Raw genomic sequence first — 19,532 nt, 5'->3', positions numbered from 1 at the left:
TATTATGAAAGAAATATTTGAATGGAACAGATTACTATTTAATGGTTTACCAGAATCCTTTCTTTTAGAAGTCATTTTTCGATCTACAGTAATGTTTATTGTTTTACTGCTTACCTTAAAAGTAGCAGGAAAACGTGGCGTAAAACAATTGTCTGTTTTTGAAACTGTAATAATAATTGCTTTAGGATCAGCAGCTGGAGACCCAATGTTTTATGAAGATGTGGGTATAATTCCAGCTATTACCGTATTTACTGTCATTATTCTTTTGTATCGATTAGTCACCTGGTTTACCGGAAAAAGCAAGAAATTCGAAGAGTTTATAGAAGGAAAAACAGAGTGTTTGATTCAGGAAGGAAAATTTTCGATTGCATCTTTCAAAAAAGAAAGTTTAGCGCAAGATGAATTTTTCTCGGAACTTAGATTAAAATCTATCGAACACTTAGGACAAATAAAAAGTGCATTTATGGAAACCAGCGGCGAAATAAGTGTTTTTTATTATGAAGATGATAAGGTAAAATCAGGTTTGCCAATTCTGCCCCATTTATTCAATCAAAAAAACAGTGTTATTCCTAATGAAGGGCTTTATTCTTGCACTTTTTGCGGAAATACAATACAGCAAAAAGCGGGAATGGCTACCTGTGATGCTTGTAATAAATCAGAATGGGTAGCTTCATTAAATACCATTCGTAAATCATAATTTAACGTAAATCAGTTTACCAATAGACTATAATACAATATGAGAAAAGCAATATTCCCGGGATCTTTTGACCCAATTACCTTAGGACATGAAGATATAATTAATCGAGCCATTTCCCTTTTTGACGAAATTGTAATTGCTATTGGTGTTAATGCCGAAAAAAAATACATGTTTTCACTCGAAGAAAGAAAGCGATTCATCGAAGAAACATTTAAGGATGAGCCTAAAGTTTCAGTCATTACTTACGAAGGATTAACCATTGATTTGTGTCATAAAGTCAAAGCTAATTTTATTCTTCGTGGCTTGCGCAATCCCGCCGATTTTGAATTTGAAAAAGCTATTGCACACACAAATAGACGTTTGGCAAAAATAGAAACTGTGTTTTTATTAACTGCAGCAAAAACTTCCTACATCAGTTCAAGCATTGTTAGAGACGTTCTTAGAAATGGCGGACAATATGAATTGCTGGTTCCTAGTGCGGTTAGAATGAAATAGTTTTACGGTAATTGATAAAAACTTTAAGTGGTGTATTTGTCACACAGAAAGCGTCTTCTTTTTTCAAACACTATTGATTTAATAATCAGCAGAATAATATTAAGAGTACTTATTAATATATACAATCAAAACTACTATAATTTGCGAAGACAATCTTTAAACAGTAAATTCGCTTAAAATAAAGACATTAAATAATGAGCATAGAAAGAGAATTAAGCAAACGCAGTGGATCTAAATGTGAACTTTGTGGCGCAACCGAAAACCTAAAAGTGTACGAAGTATTGCCAACAAAAAAAGGTGGACTTGATGAAAGCATCATGGCTTGTAGCACTTGTGTTGATCAAATAGAAAACCCTGAAAATGTAGATTTAAACCATTGGAGATGTTTAAACGACAGCATGTGGAGCGAACAAACTCCGGTACAAGTTGTGGCTTGGAGAATGTTAAGCCGTTTGCGTGCTCATGGATGGCCACAAGAATTATTAGATCAAATGTATTTAGATGAAGATACTTTGGCTTGGGCTCAAGCTACAGGTGAAGGAGAAGATGACGAAAACAAAATTATACATCGTGACAGTAATGGCGTAATATTAGAACACGGAGACTCCGTTGTCCTGATCAAAGATTTGAAAGTAAAAGGATCGAGCATGGTTGCTAAACAAGGAACAGCAGTGCGTAACATTCGATTAGACCATGAAAACGCTGAATATATTGAAGGAAAAGTAGATGGACAAACAATTGTAATTATTACTCAATATGTTAAGAAAACATAAATTTTAGTGATTGATAATTAGTAATCAGTTTTGAGTAAAAATAAAAAAAACGTTAGCAGTCTAAATTTAGACTACTAACGTTTTTTTATGCTATTTTAAATCAATAAACGCTACTACAATTGTCTTGCTGGAAGCGTCTCAACAATTTAGAGCAACTTTATAGGGATGCTTCCAGCATGACAAATAATTGAACAAATAATTGGAATGAACACTTTTCAAAACTGATCACTAATCTATTCCTCTTCTTTCTTAATAACTTTTCTTGCTACTTCGATTTTGAATTTTTTACCTTTCATTTTCTCATCTTTTATCGCGTGCAATAGATCTTTCACTTTATTGAATTTAACCGCCGCAAAAGAGATAAAATCTTTGACTTCAATTAATCCTAAATCGCCTTTTTCTAGTTTTCCTTTTTGAGAAAAGAAACCTACTATATCAATTTTATTCAATTTATTTTTCTTTCCACCACTAATGTAAATCGTTTGAAATTGAGGTGGCTTTGGTAATGAAGTTGCATTTTCAACATTAAAAACAGGCATCCCGTAATCAAGATAATCTGCTTTTTTTTCACTTTCGTGCGCAACAATATATGCCGTTCCAGAAGCTAACATACGAGCTGTTCTACCATTTCTATGCGTAAATTCATCTTCCTTAGCAGGTAAATGATAATGAATTACGTGATTCATCTCGGGAATATCAAGTCCACGAGCCGCTAAATCAGTGGTGATTAAATAACTCACACTTCCGTTACGGAACTGAATTAAAGCGCGTTCTCTTTCATCTTGATCCATTCCACCGTGATAATAGGTAGCATAAATTCCTTTTTCGTTCAAGGTATCGCTAATGCGTTCTGCAGCATCACGATGATTACAAAAAACAATGGCAGATTCTGATTTCAAAGAACAAATTAAGTTGAACAAACTTCCTATTTTATCTTTATCCTTAGAAACTACCATTTTCATCGAAAGGTTTGATTCTTGTTCATTTTCGGGAATAAAGTCAAGAATGGTAGGATTTACCACTCTTGTATATCTTGGAATCTCAATATCAGAAGTTGCTGAAACTAGAACACGTTTGTTCAATTTCGTCAATTTTCCAATAATGAATGACATTTGCTCATGGAAACCCAATTGCAATGATTTGTCAAATTCATCTAGAATCAAGGTTTGAATTTTATCTAAGCGGAAAGTTCCTCTATCAATATGATCTGCAATTCTTCCTGGAGTTCCTATTAAAACAGCTGGTGGATTACTTAAATTTTTTATTTCTGTGTCGATAGAATGCCCACCATAACATACATTAACTTTATAATCAGTACCCATTTTTTTCCAGACTTGTTCAATCTGCAATCCTAATTCACGCGAAGGAACTAAAATTAAGCACTGAACTGATAGAATTTCTGGTTGTAACATTTCAAGAATTGGCAACAAAAAAGCCAAGGTTTTCCCAGAGCCCGTTGGCGATAGTAATAATACATTACTATCGTTTAAGATCGCGTCTTGAGCAACTTCTTGCATTTCATTCAGGCTTTCGATGCCTAAATTCAAAAGTATATTGTTGGGATGGTGTTTCGTATTCATTTTTTTTATTTGTGCAAAGGTAATTCTAAATTTTAAATTATCATTTGTTTTAAATAAGGCGTTTAGGAGAATAGCATTGCTTATAAAAACAGTATAAAATTTGCTACATTTGATATTCAATTTAAAAATCAAAGTATGAGATTTTTCACACTCCTTATTTTATTCTTTTCAATTAGTGCAATGGCACAAAAAACAAATAAATACGATACTTTTTTCGAAAAGGGTAACGGAAATCAAACGCCAAGTTATACCGAAACAATCTCCTATTACACTTTATTATCTAATGATTTCCCGTCTATAAAAATGCAAAAAATGGGTTTAACAGATAGTGGAGAACCATTACATATTGTAATTTTTAATCCCGAAAAGCAATTCGACTTTGAAAAAATCAATAAAAACAAAGCCGTAATCTTATTGAATAACGGAATTCATGGCGGAGAACCCGACGGAATTGATGCGAGTATGCAAATGTTTAGAGATTTGGCTTTAGGCAAAATTAAAGCTCCAAAAAACACCGTTATCGTTTGCATTCCAGTATATAATATTGGAGGCGCTCTAAACAGAAATTCGACCACAAGAACGAATCAAGAGGGTCCAGAAATCTATGGTTTTAGAGGAAATGCTAGAAACTATGATTTGAATCGAGATTTCATCAAGTCAGATACTAGAAACACCAAAAGTTTTGTCGAAATATTTCACAAAATCAATCCTGATGTTTTTATTGATAATCATGTTAGCAATCGCGCCGATTATCAATACAAACTGACTTATATAATGACACAGCACAACAAATTAGGGAATGTATTAGGCGATTTTTTGAATAGTGAAATGATGCCGGCTTTGGTAACCGATTTACAAAAAAAGGGAATCGAGACTACTCCATATGTAAATGCCTTTTCTGATACGCCAGACAAAGGTTTTGCTCATTTTTTTGAAAGTCCAAGATATGCAACGGGTTACACATCTTTATTTAACACCATTGGTTTTGTAGTAGAAACACACATGCTAAAAAAATATGCAGACCGTGTAAAAGTAACCTATGAATATATGCGTTCCGCAATTGATTTTACCGATAATAATTATACTAAAATCAAACAAATGAGATTAAAAAATGAAGAACAATATAAACCTGAAAAATTCTATACTATAAAATGGGAAATTGATACTACAAAGGTAATTCCGTTCTCTTTTTTAGGTTATGAAGGCAGCCACAAAAAAAGTGAGGTTACCTCAGGAAATCGATTGTTTTACGATCGTACAAAACCTTACAAAAAAGAAGTACCATTTAGCAAAGAGTATAAATCTGCAAAAGAAATTATCATACCAACATCTTACGTAATTCCCAAAGGATTTTGGGATGTTATTGAATTATTAAAAAGCAATGGAATTGCAGTGCAAGAATTAAAAAAAGACACTGTTATTGAAGTGGAAAGTTACAGAATTGCTGATTTTAAAACGACCAATTCCGCTTATGAAGGACATTATTTACATAGAAATACGACTACCACATCGCAAATTAAAAAAATGGCTTTTACTAAGGGAGATTATTTGATTACAACAACTCAAAAAGGAATAAAATATTTACTAGAAACTCTAGAACCCGAAGCGATTGATTCTTTCTTTAATTGGAATTTTTTCGATACGATATTGCAACAAAAAGAAGGGTATTCTGACTATGTTTTTGAAGATACTGCTGCTAAAATATTAAAAGAAAATCCAAAACTAAAAGACGAATTACAGCAAAAAATGCAAAGCGATACCAACTTTTCAAAGAACCCAGAAGCGCAATTGGATTGGATTTATAAACATTCTATTTACTATGAAGCTGCACATTTACAATATCCAGTCTATCGAATTTTAAAATAAAATTCTATTTTTAATAGATAAAAAAAACGTATTTCATTCATTTTCAAATATTAATTTGCGAAAATGTGTGAAATACGTGTTTAAAACTAATCTGCTTTTTTAAAAATAAAATAGTACTAAATACTCTCTTCCTCAAACAATAATTTTATGTTTTCGTAGGAATTTTTTAATGCTTCTTTTATTTGCTCCGGATTCAACCAAGCGACTTTTTCAATTCCTTCTTCTAATTGGCCTTTTGGAGTCCCTTCAAAATCAGATTGCATTTCGAACCAATGGGTTATTTTTAACTTATACTTCCCATTTCTTCTAAAAACATGATACGTTTTTTGAAGTTTATGCGAAATCGTAAGACCATTTACGCCAGTCTCCTCCTCTACTTCACGCATCGCAGTATCCTCAATTTCTTCTCCTTTTTCTATACCTCCTTTAGGTAAATCCCACTTTCCATTTCTAAAAATGAATAACACTTCCCCCTTTTTATTATATACTAAGCCTCCTCCTGCTTTACAAACAGGAATTTTAGCTTTTAAAGTCTTCATTATCAAGCTTTCATCAGGATGATATAAATAGGCTTTATTAATTTTATTTTGAAATATTTTGACGATAAGTTGCTCTATGTCAATACTCTCTAACAGAAATAATTGAAAATCTGTCTCCTTGGAGATGTGATTTGTCAAAAAAAGTGGCTTGTCGTTAACAAAAACTTTATACATTTGTACTATGATTTTTAATAAAGAAACCGCCGAAAAAACAGCCGAATTCCTTTTGCAAATAAATGCAATTAAATTGAATCCAAGAAATCCTTTTACATGGGCTTCTGGATGGAAATCGCCAATTTATTGTGATAACCGATTAATTCTCTCATTTCCAGCAGTAAGAAATTATGTTAGAGATGAATTTTCGAAAAACATTGAGAAACAATTTGGAAAACCAGATGTTATTGCTGGAGTTGCCACTGGAGCAATAGGTATTGGTATTCTAGTTGCAGAAAGCATGGGATTACCATTCGTTTATGTACGTCCAGAAGCTAAAAAACACGGTAGACAAAATCAAGTAGAAGGTTTTTTACAAAAAGGACAAAATGTTGTTGTAGTAGAGGATTTGATTAGTACGGGAAATAGTAGTTTACTTGCAGTAGAGGCTTTGCGTGAAGCAGGTGCCAACGTAAAAGGTATGGCTGCAATATTCACTTACGGATTTAATGTTGCAGAAGAAAATTTTAAATCCGCAAATATTGATTTATTTACTTTAAGTAATTACCAAAATCTATTGAATTTGGCAGTTGCAAAAAGATACATTACAGAAGAAGAGGAACAAACCTTGAGAGAATGGAATGTAAGTCCATCTACTTGGAATATTGAAATATAATAATCAAAATATAAAATGATGAACTTAGAAAGCCCTAAAGTTAGCGTTCAAAAATCAGCTCAAGAATTATTTGACTTATTAACGGATGTAAAAAATTTCGGAACGTTAATGCCAGAAAACATCGCTAAATTTGAAGTAATTGGTGAAGATGCTTTTATTTTTGGATTAAAAGGAATGCCAGAAATTAAACTAAAAATGAAGGAAAAAGTCGCGCCAAACAAAGTGGTTTTAGGAGCGGCAAGTGATAAACTTCCTTTTACTTTAGTTGCAAACATAGAAAGTGTATCAGATTCATCAAGTGAAGTAAAGCTTGATTTTGAAGGAGATTTCAACCCAATGATGGCAATGATGATCAAAGGACCAATTAGTAAGTTTATCGAAACTTTAGCAAGCAATATGCATAAATTATAAGTTTCAAAACATTATAACAATAACTAAAAGGAGAAAAAAATTTCACGAAAGTGTCTATTTTTTCTCCTTTTTTATTAATACAACATTTGGATTTCTTTAATATCAAATTCAGAAACAGTATCATCTTCTAAGATAACTTCTAACTTACCAATTTGAGAAACTCCTTGAATAATTCCCATAAAGTAATTTTTCTTTTGATCTGAAAAAGGCATCGGAATTCCTTTTTTAAATAATTTATTACTATAACTTTCCCACAAGAAATCTTTTTTATTTGTACATCCCTTTATTTTATTTTCCAAACAGTCAACAATAGAAAAAAGTAGCTTTTCTTTATTAAAATCTTTATTACAAATAACCGCTAAAGAAGATGCTTTTGGTAAGTTTTCAAAATTAGTTTGATTTACATTGAGTCCTAAACCGACAATTGAAACAATTTTTCCGTCACTTTTTATACTATTTTCAATCAAAATGCCACCAATCTTTTTGTTATATGACATAATGTCGTTAGGCCATTTAATACTAAGATTAGGAATGTTTAAAGTTTCTAGAACTTCAATTACAGCAAGAGAAATGGCAATATTGAGATTGAAAATTTGATTAATATCAGATAAAAAATCCTTAACCAAAATACTCATTATTAAGTTTTTACTCGTTTCAGAAGCCCATATAGAACCCATCTGTCCTTTTCCTTTCGTTTGATTCTCAGCTGTTATGACAGTAAAATTCTCCAGCTCTTGTTTGTTCGATAAAGCCTTTAAGAACTCATTTGTTGAATCTATGGCATCGAGTTTGATTAGTTTCATTATACCTTTTTTGATCAACAGAATTTAATATTCTGTTAAGGTTCAAAAATAATCACAAAAAATGGTAACTTTACAAACTTATATAAAAATAATTCATGGCGAAAAAGACGATAAATAATGACATCCTATTAGCGAATATCATTAACGGAATAGAAGAAGTAAAAGGAAATGATATTACTGTACTTGATTTAAGAGAAATAGACACAGCAGTTTGTGATTATTTTGTCATTTGCAATGGTAACTCTAATACACAAGTAAATGCCATTGTCAACTCAATCCAAAAAATAGTTTCAAAAGAAATGAAAGACAAGCCTTGGCATGTTGAAGGAACAGACAATGCCGAATGGGTACTAATGGATTACGTAAATATTGTTGTACATGTGTTCCAAAAGCACATCAGAGAATATTACAACATCGAAAGTTTATGGGGCGATGCAAAAATAACAACCATTGAAAACAAATACTAAAGACACATAATCCGTAGTAATGGCTAAAGAAAATAATCCAAATCCAAATAAGTTCAAGGTAAGTCCGTGGTTAATTTATACTGCAATACTGTTAATTTTCTTATTTATAAGTTTCATAACTGGAGGTTCTAACATTAATGAACCGGGACAATTGACATCTTCTAAGTTTAACGACTATTTAGAAAAAGGTCAAATAGAAAAAGTAACTGTTTACAACAAAACAGAAGCAGAAGTATATCTGAATGCTGCTGCATTAAAAGAGGCTGAACATAAAAAAGTTTCTAAAGATGTTTTTGACAGACCTAATAAAGGACCTCATTACACTTTTGATATTGGTAATGATCAAATTTTTCAAACAAAATTAGAAAAAGCAGTTGCTGAAGGAAAGTTGAAAGATTTCAATTTTTTACCTAAAAACAATTGGTCAGATATTTTAATGAGCTTGTTACCAATAATTATCATAGTTGCCGTATGGATCTTTATCATGAGAAAAATGTCTGGCGGCGGTGGCGGTGGCGGTGGTCAGATTTTCAATATTGGAAAATCAAAAGCAAAACTATTTGATGAAAAAACAGATATCAAAACCACCTTTAAAGATGTAGCTGGTTTAGAAGGAGCAAAAGAAGAAATACAAGAAATTGTAGAGTTCTTAAAAAACCCTGAAAAATATACTAATCTGGGAGGTAAAATACCAAAAGGCGCCTTGCTCGTTGGTCCTCCAGGAACTGGTAAAACCTTATTAGCGAAAGCTGTTGCGGGTGAAGCACAAGTACCTTTTTTCTCTTTATCAGGTTCTGATTTTGTAGAAATGTTTGTAGGTGTAGGTGCGTCACGAGTTCGTGATTTGTTTAAACAAGCTAAAGAAAAATCTCCCGCTATTATCTTCATTGACGAAATAGATGCTGTTGGTAGAGCTAGAGGAAAAAGCAATATGTCTGGTGGGAATGATGAACGTGAGAACACACTAAATCAATTACTTACAGAAATGGATGGTTTTGGAACTAATTCTAATGTTATTGTTTTGGCAGCAACCAATAGAGCTGATGTTCTTGACAAAGCCTTAATGAGAGCAGGTCGATTTGACAGACAAATATTTGTTGATTTGCCAGACATTAGAGAAAGAGCCGAAATTTTTCAAGTTCACTTAGCTCCTATCAAAAAAGTAGAAGGTCTAGATTTAGATTTCTTAGCCAAACAAACTCCAGGTTTCTCTGGTGCTGACATCGCAAATGTATGTAATGAAGCAGCTCTTATAGCAGCTCGTCATAACAAAACAGCAGTAGATAGACAAGATTTTCTTGATGCAGTTGATAGAATTATTGGTGGTTTGGAAAAGAAAAATAAAATTATCACTCCTGAAGAAAAAAGAGCAATCGCTATTCATGAAGCTGGACATGCAACCGTAAGTTGGATGCTAGAACATGCAGCACCGTTAATTAAAGTGACTATTGTTCCTCGTGGACAAAGTTTAGGAGCAGCTTGGTACCTTCCAGAAGAAAGACAAATTGTAAGAACAGATCAAATGTTAGATGAAATGTGTGCTACAATGGGAGGAAGAGCAGCTGAAAAAGTTACTTTTGATAGAATTTCTACAGGTGCATTGAGTGATTTAGAGAAAGTAACACGTCAAGCTCGTGCGATGGTTACTATTTACGGATTGAATGAAAAAATAGGAAACGTTACTTATTACGATTCAACTGGACAAAGTGAATATAACTTCTCTAAACCTTATTCTGATGAGACTGCAAAAATAATTGATGCTGAAATATCAGAGTTAATTGAAGGTCAGTACAAAAGAGCCATTCAAATATTAGAAGAAAACAAAGACAAGTTGAATCAACTTGCCGATATTTTAATTGAAAAAGAAGTTATTTTTAAGGATGATTTAGAAGCAATCTTCGGAAAAAGAAATTGGGATAAAAATCTAGAAGAAGTAGTTTCATAAAAATAACATCAATATTTACATTATTTACAAAATCTTAATTCAAAAGCTTCTTTTGAATTAAGATTTTTTTATCTTTGGACGTTTTCAAATAACAAATAAAGCAGTTTAAAACTATATGAGTCTTTTTAGCAAATTTTTTGGTTCTAGCAATCTAGCTTCTGATGAAGAAAAAGAAAGTGAATTTAGTGAGTCCTTTACTAAAAACACTACCTCTATAGACGAGACATTTATCTTTAATTTCAAAAAAAATGGAGGTAAATTTTTATACTGCGAAAATGCTGATGAAGTAAAAGAGCAATTTGAAAATATTTTAGAAGAAAACGATTGGTTTGAAAGTGAAGTACTTTGTTATGAACCTGCTCTATATACTATGCTTGATGATAACAAGCTTGTTTATGAAAAACCTTTGAATCCAAAATTTATTTTTGCTAGTTGTGAAAATTTAATTGCAGATGAAGGCTCTATCCTATTTTCATCAAAACAAATCAAACAAAATAAGCCAAACGAATTACCAGTCAACATCATTATTTTAGCTAAAACAAGTCAAATCATTGGAGCTAAAAGTGATGGCCTAAGTGCTATCAAAAAAAAATATGAGAGAGACTACCCAACCAACATCACTACTATAAAATATTTTGAAAAAGTCAAAGAAGAAGACTTTACACAATATGGAAGTTCTGCAAAGAACCTTTATTTATTGCTTTTAGAAGACCTATAAGATGAATGAAACTTTAAAACGGGGTATATCAGGAGCTGTATATATCGTATTATTATTGGTTTCTATTTTATATTCAACCGAAACCTTTTTTATATTATTTGGAATCTTTCTGATAATTGCAATTTATGAATTTTGCAATTTGGTTCAAATACATAAAGTATTTCCAATTCTTTTTGGGACTATCTTATATGCTACTGTGACTTTATTTAGCCATTACAATAAAAGCACTACAGAAAATCTAAATCATATATTTAATTCAAAGTTTGCTTATACAATCAATATTGAGACTTTAAATATTATTTTACTTGTAATATGTTTAGTGGTTTCTCTTAAATGTATTCTTTTCTTATTTTATGACAACATTCAAAAAATAAGTAACTCTTCTAAATATCTTTATTTACTAGGTTACATCATACTTCCTTTTATCTTTATAACTAAAATTTCATTTGGAGTAAAAGATTACAACCCTAAAATAATAATAGGATTATTTATATTGGTTTGGACCAACGATACTTTTGCTTATATAGTAGGAAAATCTATTGGTAAAACGAAGTTATTAGAGAAAATATCTCCTAAAAAAACAGTAGAAGGATTCCTTGGCGGAATTATTTTTGCAGTTTTAGCAGGTTATTTGATATCAAAATATTATATTAAAGCCAGTCCTGAACACAGCGACAGATCAATTCTTATATGGACTTCTATTGCTGTAATAGTAGGAATAGCGGGTACAATAGGAGATTTGATCGAATCTAAATTCAAGCGTATTGCTGGTGTAAAAGATAGCGGAAGCATAATGCCAGGACACGGAGGCATATTAGATCGTTTAGATAGTGTTATATTTGTAGCACCAATTATTTTTTTGTTTTACCAAATTTTAAACTATGTTTCATAAAGAAGGAACCCAATCTATTTTATTAGGCACTATTTTTACTGCTGTTGTACTTTTATTGTCTGATAATTTCATTGACACCAATTGGCTTAAAATGGTCATACAGATAGCTGCATTATTAGTGCTCATTATCATTTTACAATTTTTTAGAAATCCTAAAAGAAATGTTATCATCAACGATAGTCAAATACTTGCACCAGTAGATGGTAAAGTTGTGGTTATTGAGGAAGTATACGAAGGTGAGTATTTCAAAGATAAAAGATTACAAATTTCTATCTTTATGTCACCAATAAATGTACATGTAACACGTTATGGACTTAGCGGTTTAGTGAAATTTAGCAAATATCATCCTGGAAAGTTCTTAGTCGCTTGGCATCCAAAAGCTAGTGAGGAAAATGAAAGAACGACAATTGTTATAGAAAATAATACTTTTGGAGAAGTATTATACCGTCAAATTGCTGGAGCTTTAGCTCGCAGAATTGTAAATTATGCAGAAGAAGGTACAACTGTAGTTCAAGGTACAGATGCAGGATTTATAAAATTTGGCTCAAGAGTTGATATTTTTTTACCATTAGGAACACCAATAAATGTTATTTTAAATGAAGTTGCAGTAGGTGGAAAAACAGTTATAGCTACAAAACAGTAATGACTCAGAAAGATTTAGATACTCAATTCTTAGAAGCTGTTGAAATAGCTTCTAAAATGACTCAGGCATCTTTACCACAAGATGTTCAATTGCGCCTATATGCTTCATACAAACAAGCTACGTTAGGAACTGTGGATCTAAAACAAAATTCTTCCTATCATTTGAGAGATGCTTTTAAGACGAACGCTTGGATGCAGATCAGTCATCTTAGTTTAGATGAGGCCAAGCAACAATATATTGAAATGATTCATTCGTTATTTAAAAAATAATCTATTTATGAAAAAATTATATTTTTGGATTCCGTTAGTCTCTTTTTTGGGTGTTTTAAATTCTTGTAATGAAAAAAAATTAATTGAAGTTGTTGAAGTTCCATTACCTACTACGGTAGAAAAAAAAGTAGTAATGGGGTCACCTGATGATGTAAGAGCAGATGAGGGATCTTTTCAAATGGACAGATTACCTTATCCTTATGATGCCCTAAAACCGGACATATCAGCGACTGCATTAGAAATTCATTATTCAAAACATTATTTGACTTACACTAATAACTTAAACAAAGCACTATTAGGAACTCCTTTAGAAAACCTAACAATTGAAGAAGTAGTATCTAAATTAGACCCTAATGACGAAGCACTTCGGAACAATGCTGGTGGTTATTACAACCATTCTCTGTATTGGAAATGTATGGCTCCTAATACAGGAGGTGAGCCAAATGGAACTTTAGGAGAAGCGATTATTAAAGATTTTGGTTCGTTTGGTACCTTTAGTACTTCTTTCAAAAATCAAGCAACAAAACACTTTGGGTCTGGATGGGCTTGGCTAATAGTTGATAAAACAGGCAAACTACAAGTTACCAGCACTTCTAATCAAGACAATCCTCTTATGAGAAATGCAGCTGTTCCTGGAACTCCAATATTAGCCTTAGATGTTTGGGAACACGCTTACTATTTAGACTACCAATACAAAAGAGCTAATTATGTAGATGACTTTTTTAACAATATTAATTGGAAAAAAGTAGAAGAATTTTATGAAGCTGCATTAAAAAAATAATTCTCTTTTTTGAACATATAAAATACTGTTATGGAAACGTAACAGTATTTTTTTTTTATAATCGTTACTTACAATTTTAAAAAAACAATACTAGTAGTAAGAATAATTTTGTTCCATTTTTTTATTACCAATTATTTTCAAAAATTCTACAAAAGCATTCTTAATATAGCATAATTTTAATGCTCTGTACTGTGTGAGTGTTTTAATTTAAAATAAAAACACAAACCTCTGTTGTTCTATTTTTTTTAAACAATTCATCGATTGAATTATTAGAAAATGAAGTTCTTAATTTATGTAACGCAGTTCTAATTTAGGTTTTAATTAAACACAAACTTTAGTATATAATTAAACTACTTAACATCGGGTATTTACCTGTTATAAATAAATCTTAATATAGATTAGGATTGTATCCTTTTTCATAAATTTGACAAAAATTAAATCCTTTGAAAAAATCACTGTTTTTCGTTCGTTATTGTTTCGTACTACTAATCACAAATGTAGTTTTGGCACAAGCCCCGAAAAAAATTATTATTGAAAATTCTGATTTTGCCGATGTAAATCAAACAGAAACTCCAGATGCTTTACTGCTTGTTGGAAATGTTCGCGTGAATCACGATGGAATTGTTATGACTTGCAATAAAGCTTACTATTTTCAAAAGGAAAATTACATTAAAGCATTTGGTAATGTACAAATGGTGCAAGGTGACACTTTATTCTTAAATAGTAAATATGCTGAGTATAATGGGAATGCAAAAAAAGCATATGCTACCGGAGATGCAGTAATGAGCTCACCAGACGCTACATTAGTTACAGAGACAATCAATTTTGATCGTAACACTCAGGAAGCTTTTTATGAAACTCCTGGCACGATAACCAATAAAGACAATACCTTGCAAAGTAACGCCGGCAGATACTATGTTAATCAAAAGAAATTTCAGTTTCTAACTGCTGTAACTATAACAAATCCGACCTACGTAATTAAATCGAATCACCTTGATTATTTTAGTAATTCAGGACACTCCTATCTCTTTGGGCCTTCAACAATTACCAGTAAATCCAATTATATTTACACTGAAAAAGGATTTTACGATACTAAAAAAAACTTAGCCCATTTTTTGAATAAATCCTATATTAAATACGATGATAGAGTGATTAAAGGCGATAGTTTATACTATGATCGAAATCGAGAATTTGCATCGGCAACGAGAAATGTAAAAATTACTGATTCAATCAACCGCGGAATCATTAAAGGACATTATGCTGAAATGTATAAAAAAAAGGATTCGGTTTTTGTAACCAAAAGAGCTGTTGCAGTAAACTTTGTCGAAAATGATTCGGTTTATATTCATGGAAAAAAACTAATGGTTACTGGAAAAGAAGGAAATCGCATCATCCGAGCCTTTAATAATGTACGTTTTTATAAAACGGATATGAGCGGAAAATGTGATTCAATTCATTCTGATTCTAAAATTGCATTGACAAAAATGATTGGTAATCCAATACTTTGGAATGGTGAAAGTCAGATTACGGGAGACATTATGCACCTAATAGGAAATAATACAACCCAAAAATTAGACTCACTCAAAGTACTTAACAATACATTTTTGGTTTCAAAAGATACTTTAGGAACTGGTTATAACCAAGTTAAAGGTCAAAATCTCTACGGTAAATTTTTTGAAGGTAAACTACGCGATGTTGATATTATCAAAAATGCAGAAGTCATCTATTACATGCGAAATGATGCCAAAGATCTTATTGGGATCAACAAAAATGTAAGTAGCAAAATAAATCTTCTTTTAGAAAAAAATGAGATAGAAACAATTACTTTTTTCAATCAAGTAGATGGTGATATTTATCCAGAAAAAGATCTCCCAGAAAATGCACGGAAACTAAGAGGACTAGTTTGGCGAGGAGAAGAAAGAATAAAATCTAAAGATGATATTTTCCCACCAGAAGAAGATGAAGACAATGAGCTGCTAGCTAAGGCAAAAAAATCTGAAAAAGCCTTAGAGAATGTTCCTATGAAGATAAGGAAAGAGACTTTAAATTATGATAAAAAGAAAAGTCCACAGAATCCAAAAAAAGGAAAAGTAAAATAATTTAATACAAAACGTTTTGAACACTGATTTTATAAAGTATCAAGCACAAACTTCTCCCTATCCTTTAGGAATGGAAGTTTCTCATGCCATAGGCTCTTATATTTACGACATCAATAATAAAAAATACTTAGATTTTGTAGCAGGAGTTTCTGCTTGCCCGCTTGGACATCAACATCCAAGAGTAAATCAAGCGATCAAAGACCAACTCGACAAATATTCACACGTAATGGTTTATGGAGAATATTCACAAAGTCCAGCGGTTGAATATTGCAAATTACTGGCATCACTCCTACCATCTTCATTAGACAAAACCTATTTAGTAAATTCTGGAACAGAAGCTATTGAAGGAGCTTTAAAACTAGCAAGACGAACCACGGGAAGAAGCCAATTGATCTCATGTCACAATGCGTATCATGGCAATACGATGGGTTCGATGAGTGTTATGGGCTTTGAAGAACGAAAACAAGTTTTTCGTCCTTTAATACCTGATGTTGATTTTATCACATTCAATAACGAAGCTGATTTACAAAAAATAACAACCAAAACTGCCGGAATTATTTTGGAAACTATTCAGGGAGGTGCTGGATTTATTCAACCACATAATGATTTTTTAAAAAAAGTACGCCAACGATGTGATGAAGTTGGTGCCATGATGATTTTAGATGAGATTCAACCCGGTTTTGGACGAACAGGAAAACTTTTTGGATTTCAAAATTACGATGTCGTTCCCGATATTCTCGTTATAGGAAAAGGAATGGGTGGCGGAATGCCGGTTGGTGCTTTTACAGCTTCAGCCGAACGTATGGATTTATTAAGTGAAAATCCAAAACTAGGACATATCACTACTTTTGGTGGACATCCTGTCATAGCGTCAGCCTGTTTGGCCACTTTGAAAGAAATTACCGAGACCAATCTAATGGCAGAAGCCCTAGAGAAAGAAAAACTATACAGATCTCTTTTGGTACATCCTTTGATAGAGGAAGTACGAGGAAAAGGTTTAATGTTGGCCGCTATGACAAAAAACGCCGATATCACAAATGAAGTAATTCTGAAATGTCAAGACAAAGGGCTTATTTTATTTTGGCTACTTTTTGAAGGTACAGCAATACGAATTACGCCACCGCTTAACATTTCTAATGAAGAAATTAAAGAAGGTTGCGCAATTATTCTAGAGGTTATGGACGAGATTTTCAATAGAGAATAATTATTTTTAGGAGCTATTCCTGCTATCCGTTACAATCTTTTATGGCGAAACCCGCCATAAAAGGATTTTCACTTCTATCAGGGCTAGAATCTAAGGTTTTTAAGGAATTTATTTTAGAAACTGAAATTTATTTTTTGTTAATTAAATTGTTCAAAACAATTACCACTTCTCCTCACATTAACAGTAAGGATGCCTAACTTTATTTAGGCTATATTAAAAAAACACAGTATGCAATTAAGCAACGAAGAAGAAGACCATAACTTATCCCTATCTAAATTTGAGTCTATGTTGAAAACCAACAAAGTGCTCTTTTTTGACTCGGAGGAATTTGAAGAAATTATTCTTCACTATCTCGATATGGGTAAGGCCGCTTTGGCAAAAAAAGCATTAAAATTAGCACTAGACCAGCACCCTAAATCAACCGGACTAAAATTAGTTCAAGTGGAGATGTTAGTCTATGATGACAAATTAGAATTAGCAGAAAAACTATTGAATGAATTATATGCAATCGAACCAACAAACGAAGAAATATACATTCAAAAAGCAAATATTTACTCCAAAAGAGATCAGCATGATAAAGCAGTTGAGTTATTAAAAATTGCTTTAAAATACACAGATGATTATGCCGATGTCTATAACTTAATAGGTATGGAATACTTATTTATGGACAATTTTGAGCTAGCAAAAGAAAATTTTATTAAATGTCTAGAAGAGGATTTAGAAGATCAATCTGCATTATATAACGTGGTCTATTGTTTTGAATTTTTAGATCAAAATCAAGAAGCTATAATTTTCTTAAATCAATATATTGAAAAAAATCCGTACAGCGAAATTGCTTGGCATCAAGTAGGACGTTTGCATTACGGTGTAAAAGAATATGAAAGTGCTATTCGTGCCTTTGATTATGCCACATTAATTGATGATGAATTCCTAGGAGCGTTTATGGAAAAAGCGAAAGCTTTTGAACGTTTAAAAAAATACAAAGAAGCAATTGAAAGTTACGAAAGAACCATCGAATTAGAAGATGCGACCTCTTATGCATTGTTAAGAATAGGAAAATGTTATGAAAAAATAGGAAAGAAAGCTTTAGCATTAAAATATTTTAATGAGACTGTACATGAAGATCCACTTTTAGACAAAGGTTGGATTGCAATTACTGATTTTTATATTAGACAAAAAAACTATCAAAAAGCACTTTTCTTTGTCAATAAAGCACTAGCAATTGACAATCAAAATCGTTTATATTGGAAACGTTATGCCTCGATAAACAAACAAATGAACTTCTTTGAAGAAGCAGAATTTGGCTATAGAAAAGCGGTAGAATTTGGAGATCACTCTCTAGAAACATGGTTGTTTTGGGTAGATATTCTTCAGTTTTTAGGAGAATTTCAAAGTGCTGTTCAAACTTTATTACAAGCTTCTGAATATTTTCCAGAAGAAAATGAGGTAGAATATCGTTTGGCCGGATTATACTACATGTTATCAGAAGCTACAAAAGCAAAGTTTCACTTAAGCAATGCTTTACGATTGAATTTAGCCAACCAAACTCTTTTAGAAGATTTATTTCCTGTAGTTTGGGCAAAAAAGATAGTACAAAATTTTATTGCAAAACATAATAAAATATAATGATAGACATTGTACAAAAACGTTTTGGTTTAGTAGGAAGAAATATAAGCTACTCCTTCTCTAAAGCTTATTTTACTAAAAAATTCAGTAATGAAAACTTTGAAGGATGTAGTTATGTAAACTTTGACATTCAGAAAATAGACACTTTCTCTGACATTATAACTAATACTCCAAACCTAAAAGGTTTAAATGTTACCATTCCTTATAAAGAAACTGTTATTCCTTTTTTAGATAAATTGTCAAAAAAAGCAGCTCTAATAGGGGCTGTAAATACAATTAGAGTAACTAAGAAAGGAAAATTAAAAGGGTATAACACCGATTATTATGGTTTCAAAAAATCATTAAAACCCTTATTATTGTCTCATCATAAAAAAGCCTTAATTTTAGGAACAGGTGGAGCTTCAAAAGGAGTTGCATATGCCTTAGACGAACTTAATATTCCGTATACTTTTGTTTCAAGAGAAGCTAAAGAAAATGCTATCAGTTATGATCGCATCAATGCTACTACGTTTGATAACTATCAAATCATAATTAATACGACTCCTGTAGGAACAAGTCCTAACATGGAGGCTTATCCCAATATTCCGTATGACTATTTTACGAATAACCATATTGCGTTTGACCTGATTTATAACCCTGAAGAAACACAATTCTTAAAAAAAGCAAAACAGAAAGGAGCACAAATTACAAACGGTTTAGACATGCTTATATTTCAAGCGGAGAAAGCATGGAAAATTTGGAATAAGTAATTTGTAAAACACATTAACAAAATTTGAATAAAAACCACAACTATAAAATGTTGTGGTTTTTTTTTACTCTTAATTCAATTTATTTTGATAAAAAGCATCCAGTTAAGTGGGAATTAAATTGGACAATATAATTTATAATGGATTTA

Annotated in this window: 20 protein-coding genes; 17 read left to right on the top strand and 3 right to left on the bottom strand. The window is 31.8% G+C overall.

Annotated elements, in window-relative coordinates; genetic code table 11:
• Positions 1-4: 4 nt before the first annotated feature.
• The 3 genes from H2650_RS05955 to H2650_RS05945 all read left to right on the top strand — a co-directional run bounded on the left by H2650_RS05955 (position 5) and on the right by H2650_RS05945 (position 1,965).
• Positions 5-697 carry a DUF421 domain-containing protein gene (locus tag H2650_RS05955; RefSeq protein ID WP_188049842.1) on the top strand — a complete coding sequence of 231 codons (693 nt, stop codon included), beginning with the start codon at positions 5-7 and terminating at the stop codon, positions 695-697.
• A gap of 39 nt (positions 698-736) precedes the next feature.
• On the top strand, positions 737-1,192 hold the full coding sequence (gene coaD / locus H2650_RS05950) for a pantetheine-phosphate adenylyltransferase (RefSeq protein WP_188049841.1): 456 nt from the start codon (positions 737-739) through the stop codon (positions 1,190-1,192).
• A 194-nt stretch (positions 1,193-1,386) separates the two neighbouring features.
• Positions 1,387-1,965 (top strand): alkylphosphonate utilization protein, encoded by a 579-nt coding sequence (locus tag H2650_RS05945; RefSeq protein ID WP_188049840.1) that lies wholly within the window; start codon positions 1,387-1,389, stop codon positions 1,963-1,965.
• A 233-nt stretch (positions 1,966-2,198) separates the two neighbouring features.
• On the opposite strand, the gene H2650_RS05940 is transcribed toward H2650_RS05945, so the two are convergent.
• Positions 2,199-3,545 carry a DEAD/DEAH box helicase gene (locus H2650_RS05940; protein ID WP_188049839.1) on the bottom strand — a complete coding sequence of 449 codons (1,347 nt, stop codon included), beginning with the start codon at positions 3,543-3,545 and terminating at the stop codon, positions 2,199-2,201.
• A gap of 135 nt (positions 3,546-3,680) precedes the next feature.
• Here H2650_RS05940 and H2650_RS05935 point away from each other — a divergent pair, with 135 nt between their 5' ends.
• Positions 3,681-5,411, top strand: coding sequence for a M14 family metallopeptidase (locus tag H2650_RS05935; protein WP_188049838.1), 1,731 nt, complete (start codon positions 3,681-3,683; stop codon positions 5,409-5,411).
• 116 nt (positions 5,412-5,527) lie between these two features.
• On the opposite strand, the gene H2650_RS05930 is transcribed toward H2650_RS05935, so the two are convergent.
• Entirely contained in the window at positions 5,528-6,124 is a 597-nt protein-coding gene (locus tag H2650_RS05930) for an NUDIX hydrolase (RefSeq protein ID WP_188049837.1), read from the bottom strand.
• Between the two features lie 7 nt (positions 6,125-6,131).
• Between H2650_RS05930 and pyrE the strand changes: the two genes are divergently transcribed.
• Positions 6,132-6,779: an orotate phosphoribosyltransferase gene (gene pyrE / locus H2650_RS05925; RefSeq protein ID WP_188049836.1), complete on the top strand. Its 648-nt coding sequence runs from the start codon at positions 6,132-6,134 to the stop codon at positions 6,777-6,779.
• Positions 6,780-6,797: 18 nt separating this feature from the next.
• Positions 6,798-7,190, top strand: a complete 393-nt coding sequence (locus tag H2650_RS05920) for an SRPBCC family protein (RefSeq protein ID WP_188049835.1) — start codon at positions 6,798-6,800, stop codon at positions 7,188-7,190.
• A gap of 74 nt (positions 7,191-7,264) precedes the next feature.
• Here H2650_RS05920 and H2650_RS05915 read toward each other — a convergent pair whose 3' ends face one another.
• Positions 7,265-7,993 carry a biotin--[acetyl-CoA-carboxylase] ligase gene (locus tag H2650_RS05915; protein WP_188049834.1) on the bottom strand — a complete coding sequence of 243 codons (729 nt, stop codon included), beginning with the start codon at positions 7,991-7,993 and terminating at the stop codon, positions 7,265-7,267.
• A 95-nt stretch (positions 7,994-8,088) separates the two neighbouring features.
• On the opposite strand from H2650_RS05915, the gene rsfS reads away from it, so the two are divergent.
• From rsfS to H2650_RS05860, 11 genes are all read left to right on the top strand, one after another.
• A complete protein-coding gene (rsfS, locus tag H2650_RS05910) occupies positions 8,089-8,460 on the top strand; it encodes a ribosome silencing factor (protein WP_188049833.1) in 372 nt (123 codons plus the stop codon).
• A 19-nt stretch (positions 8,461-8,479) separates the two neighbouring features.
• Positions 8,480-10,405, top strand: a complete 1,926-nt coding sequence (gene ftsH, locus H2650_RS05905; protein WP_188049832.1) for an ATP-dependent zinc metalloprotease FtsH — start codon at positions 8,480-8,482, stop codon at positions 10,403-10,405.
• Positions 10,406-10,520: 115 nt separating this feature from the next.
• Positions 10,521-11,123: an LUD domain-containing protein gene (locus H2650_RS05900; RefSeq protein WP_188049831.1), complete on the top strand. Its 603-nt coding sequence runs from the start codon at positions 10,521-10,523 to the stop codon at positions 11,121-11,123.
• Position 11,124: 1 nt separating this feature from the next.
• Positions 11,125-12,015 carry a phosphatidate cytidylyltransferase gene (locus tag H2650_RS05895; protein WP_188049830.1) on the top strand — a complete coding sequence of 297 codons (891 nt, stop codon included), beginning with the start codon at positions 11,125-11,127 and terminating at the stop codon, positions 12,013-12,015.
• Positions 12,005-12,658, top strand: coding sequence for a phosphatidylserine decarboxylase family protein (locus H2650_RS05890; RefSeq protein ID WP_188049829.1), 654 nt, complete (start codon positions 12,005-12,007; stop codon positions 12,656-12,658). The genes H2650_RS05895 and H2650_RS05890 overlap by 11 nt, the downstream gene beginning before the upstream one ends.
• Complete coding sequence (locus H2650_RS05885) at positions 12,658-12,927, top strand: acyl-CoA-binding protein (RefSeq protein WP_188049828.1); 270 nt, start codon at positions 12,658-12,660, stop codon at positions 12,925-12,927. The genes H2650_RS05890 and H2650_RS05885 overlap by 1 nt, the downstream gene beginning before the upstream one ends.
• Before the next feature lie 7 nt (positions 12,928-12,934).
• On the top strand, positions 12,935-13,708 hold the full coding sequence (locus tag H2650_RS05880; RefSeq protein WP_188049827.1) for a superoxide dismutase: 774 nt from the start codon (positions 12,935-12,937) through the stop codon (positions 13,706-13,708).
• 443 nt (positions 13,709-14,151) lie between these two features.
• Positions 14,152-15,807 (top strand): OstA-like protein, encoded by a 1,656-nt coding sequence (locus H2650_RS05875; RefSeq protein WP_188049826.1) that lies wholly within the window; start codon positions 14,152-14,154, stop codon positions 15,805-15,807.
• 16 nt (positions 15,808-15,823) lie between these two features.
• A complete protein-coding gene (locus tag H2650_RS05870; RefSeq protein ID WP_188049825.1) occupies positions 15,824-17,011 on the top strand; it encodes an aspartate aminotransferase family protein in 1,188 nt (395 codons plus the stop codon).
• A gap of 228 nt (positions 17,012-17,239) precedes the next feature.
• Entirely contained in the window at positions 17,240-18,637 is a 1,398-nt protein-coding gene (locus tag H2650_RS05865; protein WP_188049824.1) for a tetratricopeptide repeat protein, read from the top strand.
• The gene (locus H2650_RS05860; protein ID WP_188049823.1) at positions 18,637-19,386 is read left to right on the top strand and encodes a shikimate dehydrogenase; all 750 of its coding nucleotides are present in this window, start codon (positions 18,637-18,639) and stop codon (positions 19,384-19,386) included. The genes H2650_RS05865 and H2650_RS05860 overlap by 1 nt, the downstream gene beginning before the upstream one ends.
• The last annotated feature ends 146 nt before the right edge of the window (positions 19,387-19,532 follow it).

Origin of the sequence: Flavobacterium sp. GP15 (genome assembly GCF_014281985.1) — a bacterium.
Classification (GTDB): Bacteria; Bacteroidota; Bacteroidia; order Flavobacteriales; family Flavobacteriaceae; genus Flavobacterium; species Flavobacterium pygoscelis.
This window is presented reverse-complemented; position numbering and strand designations above follow the sequence as displayed.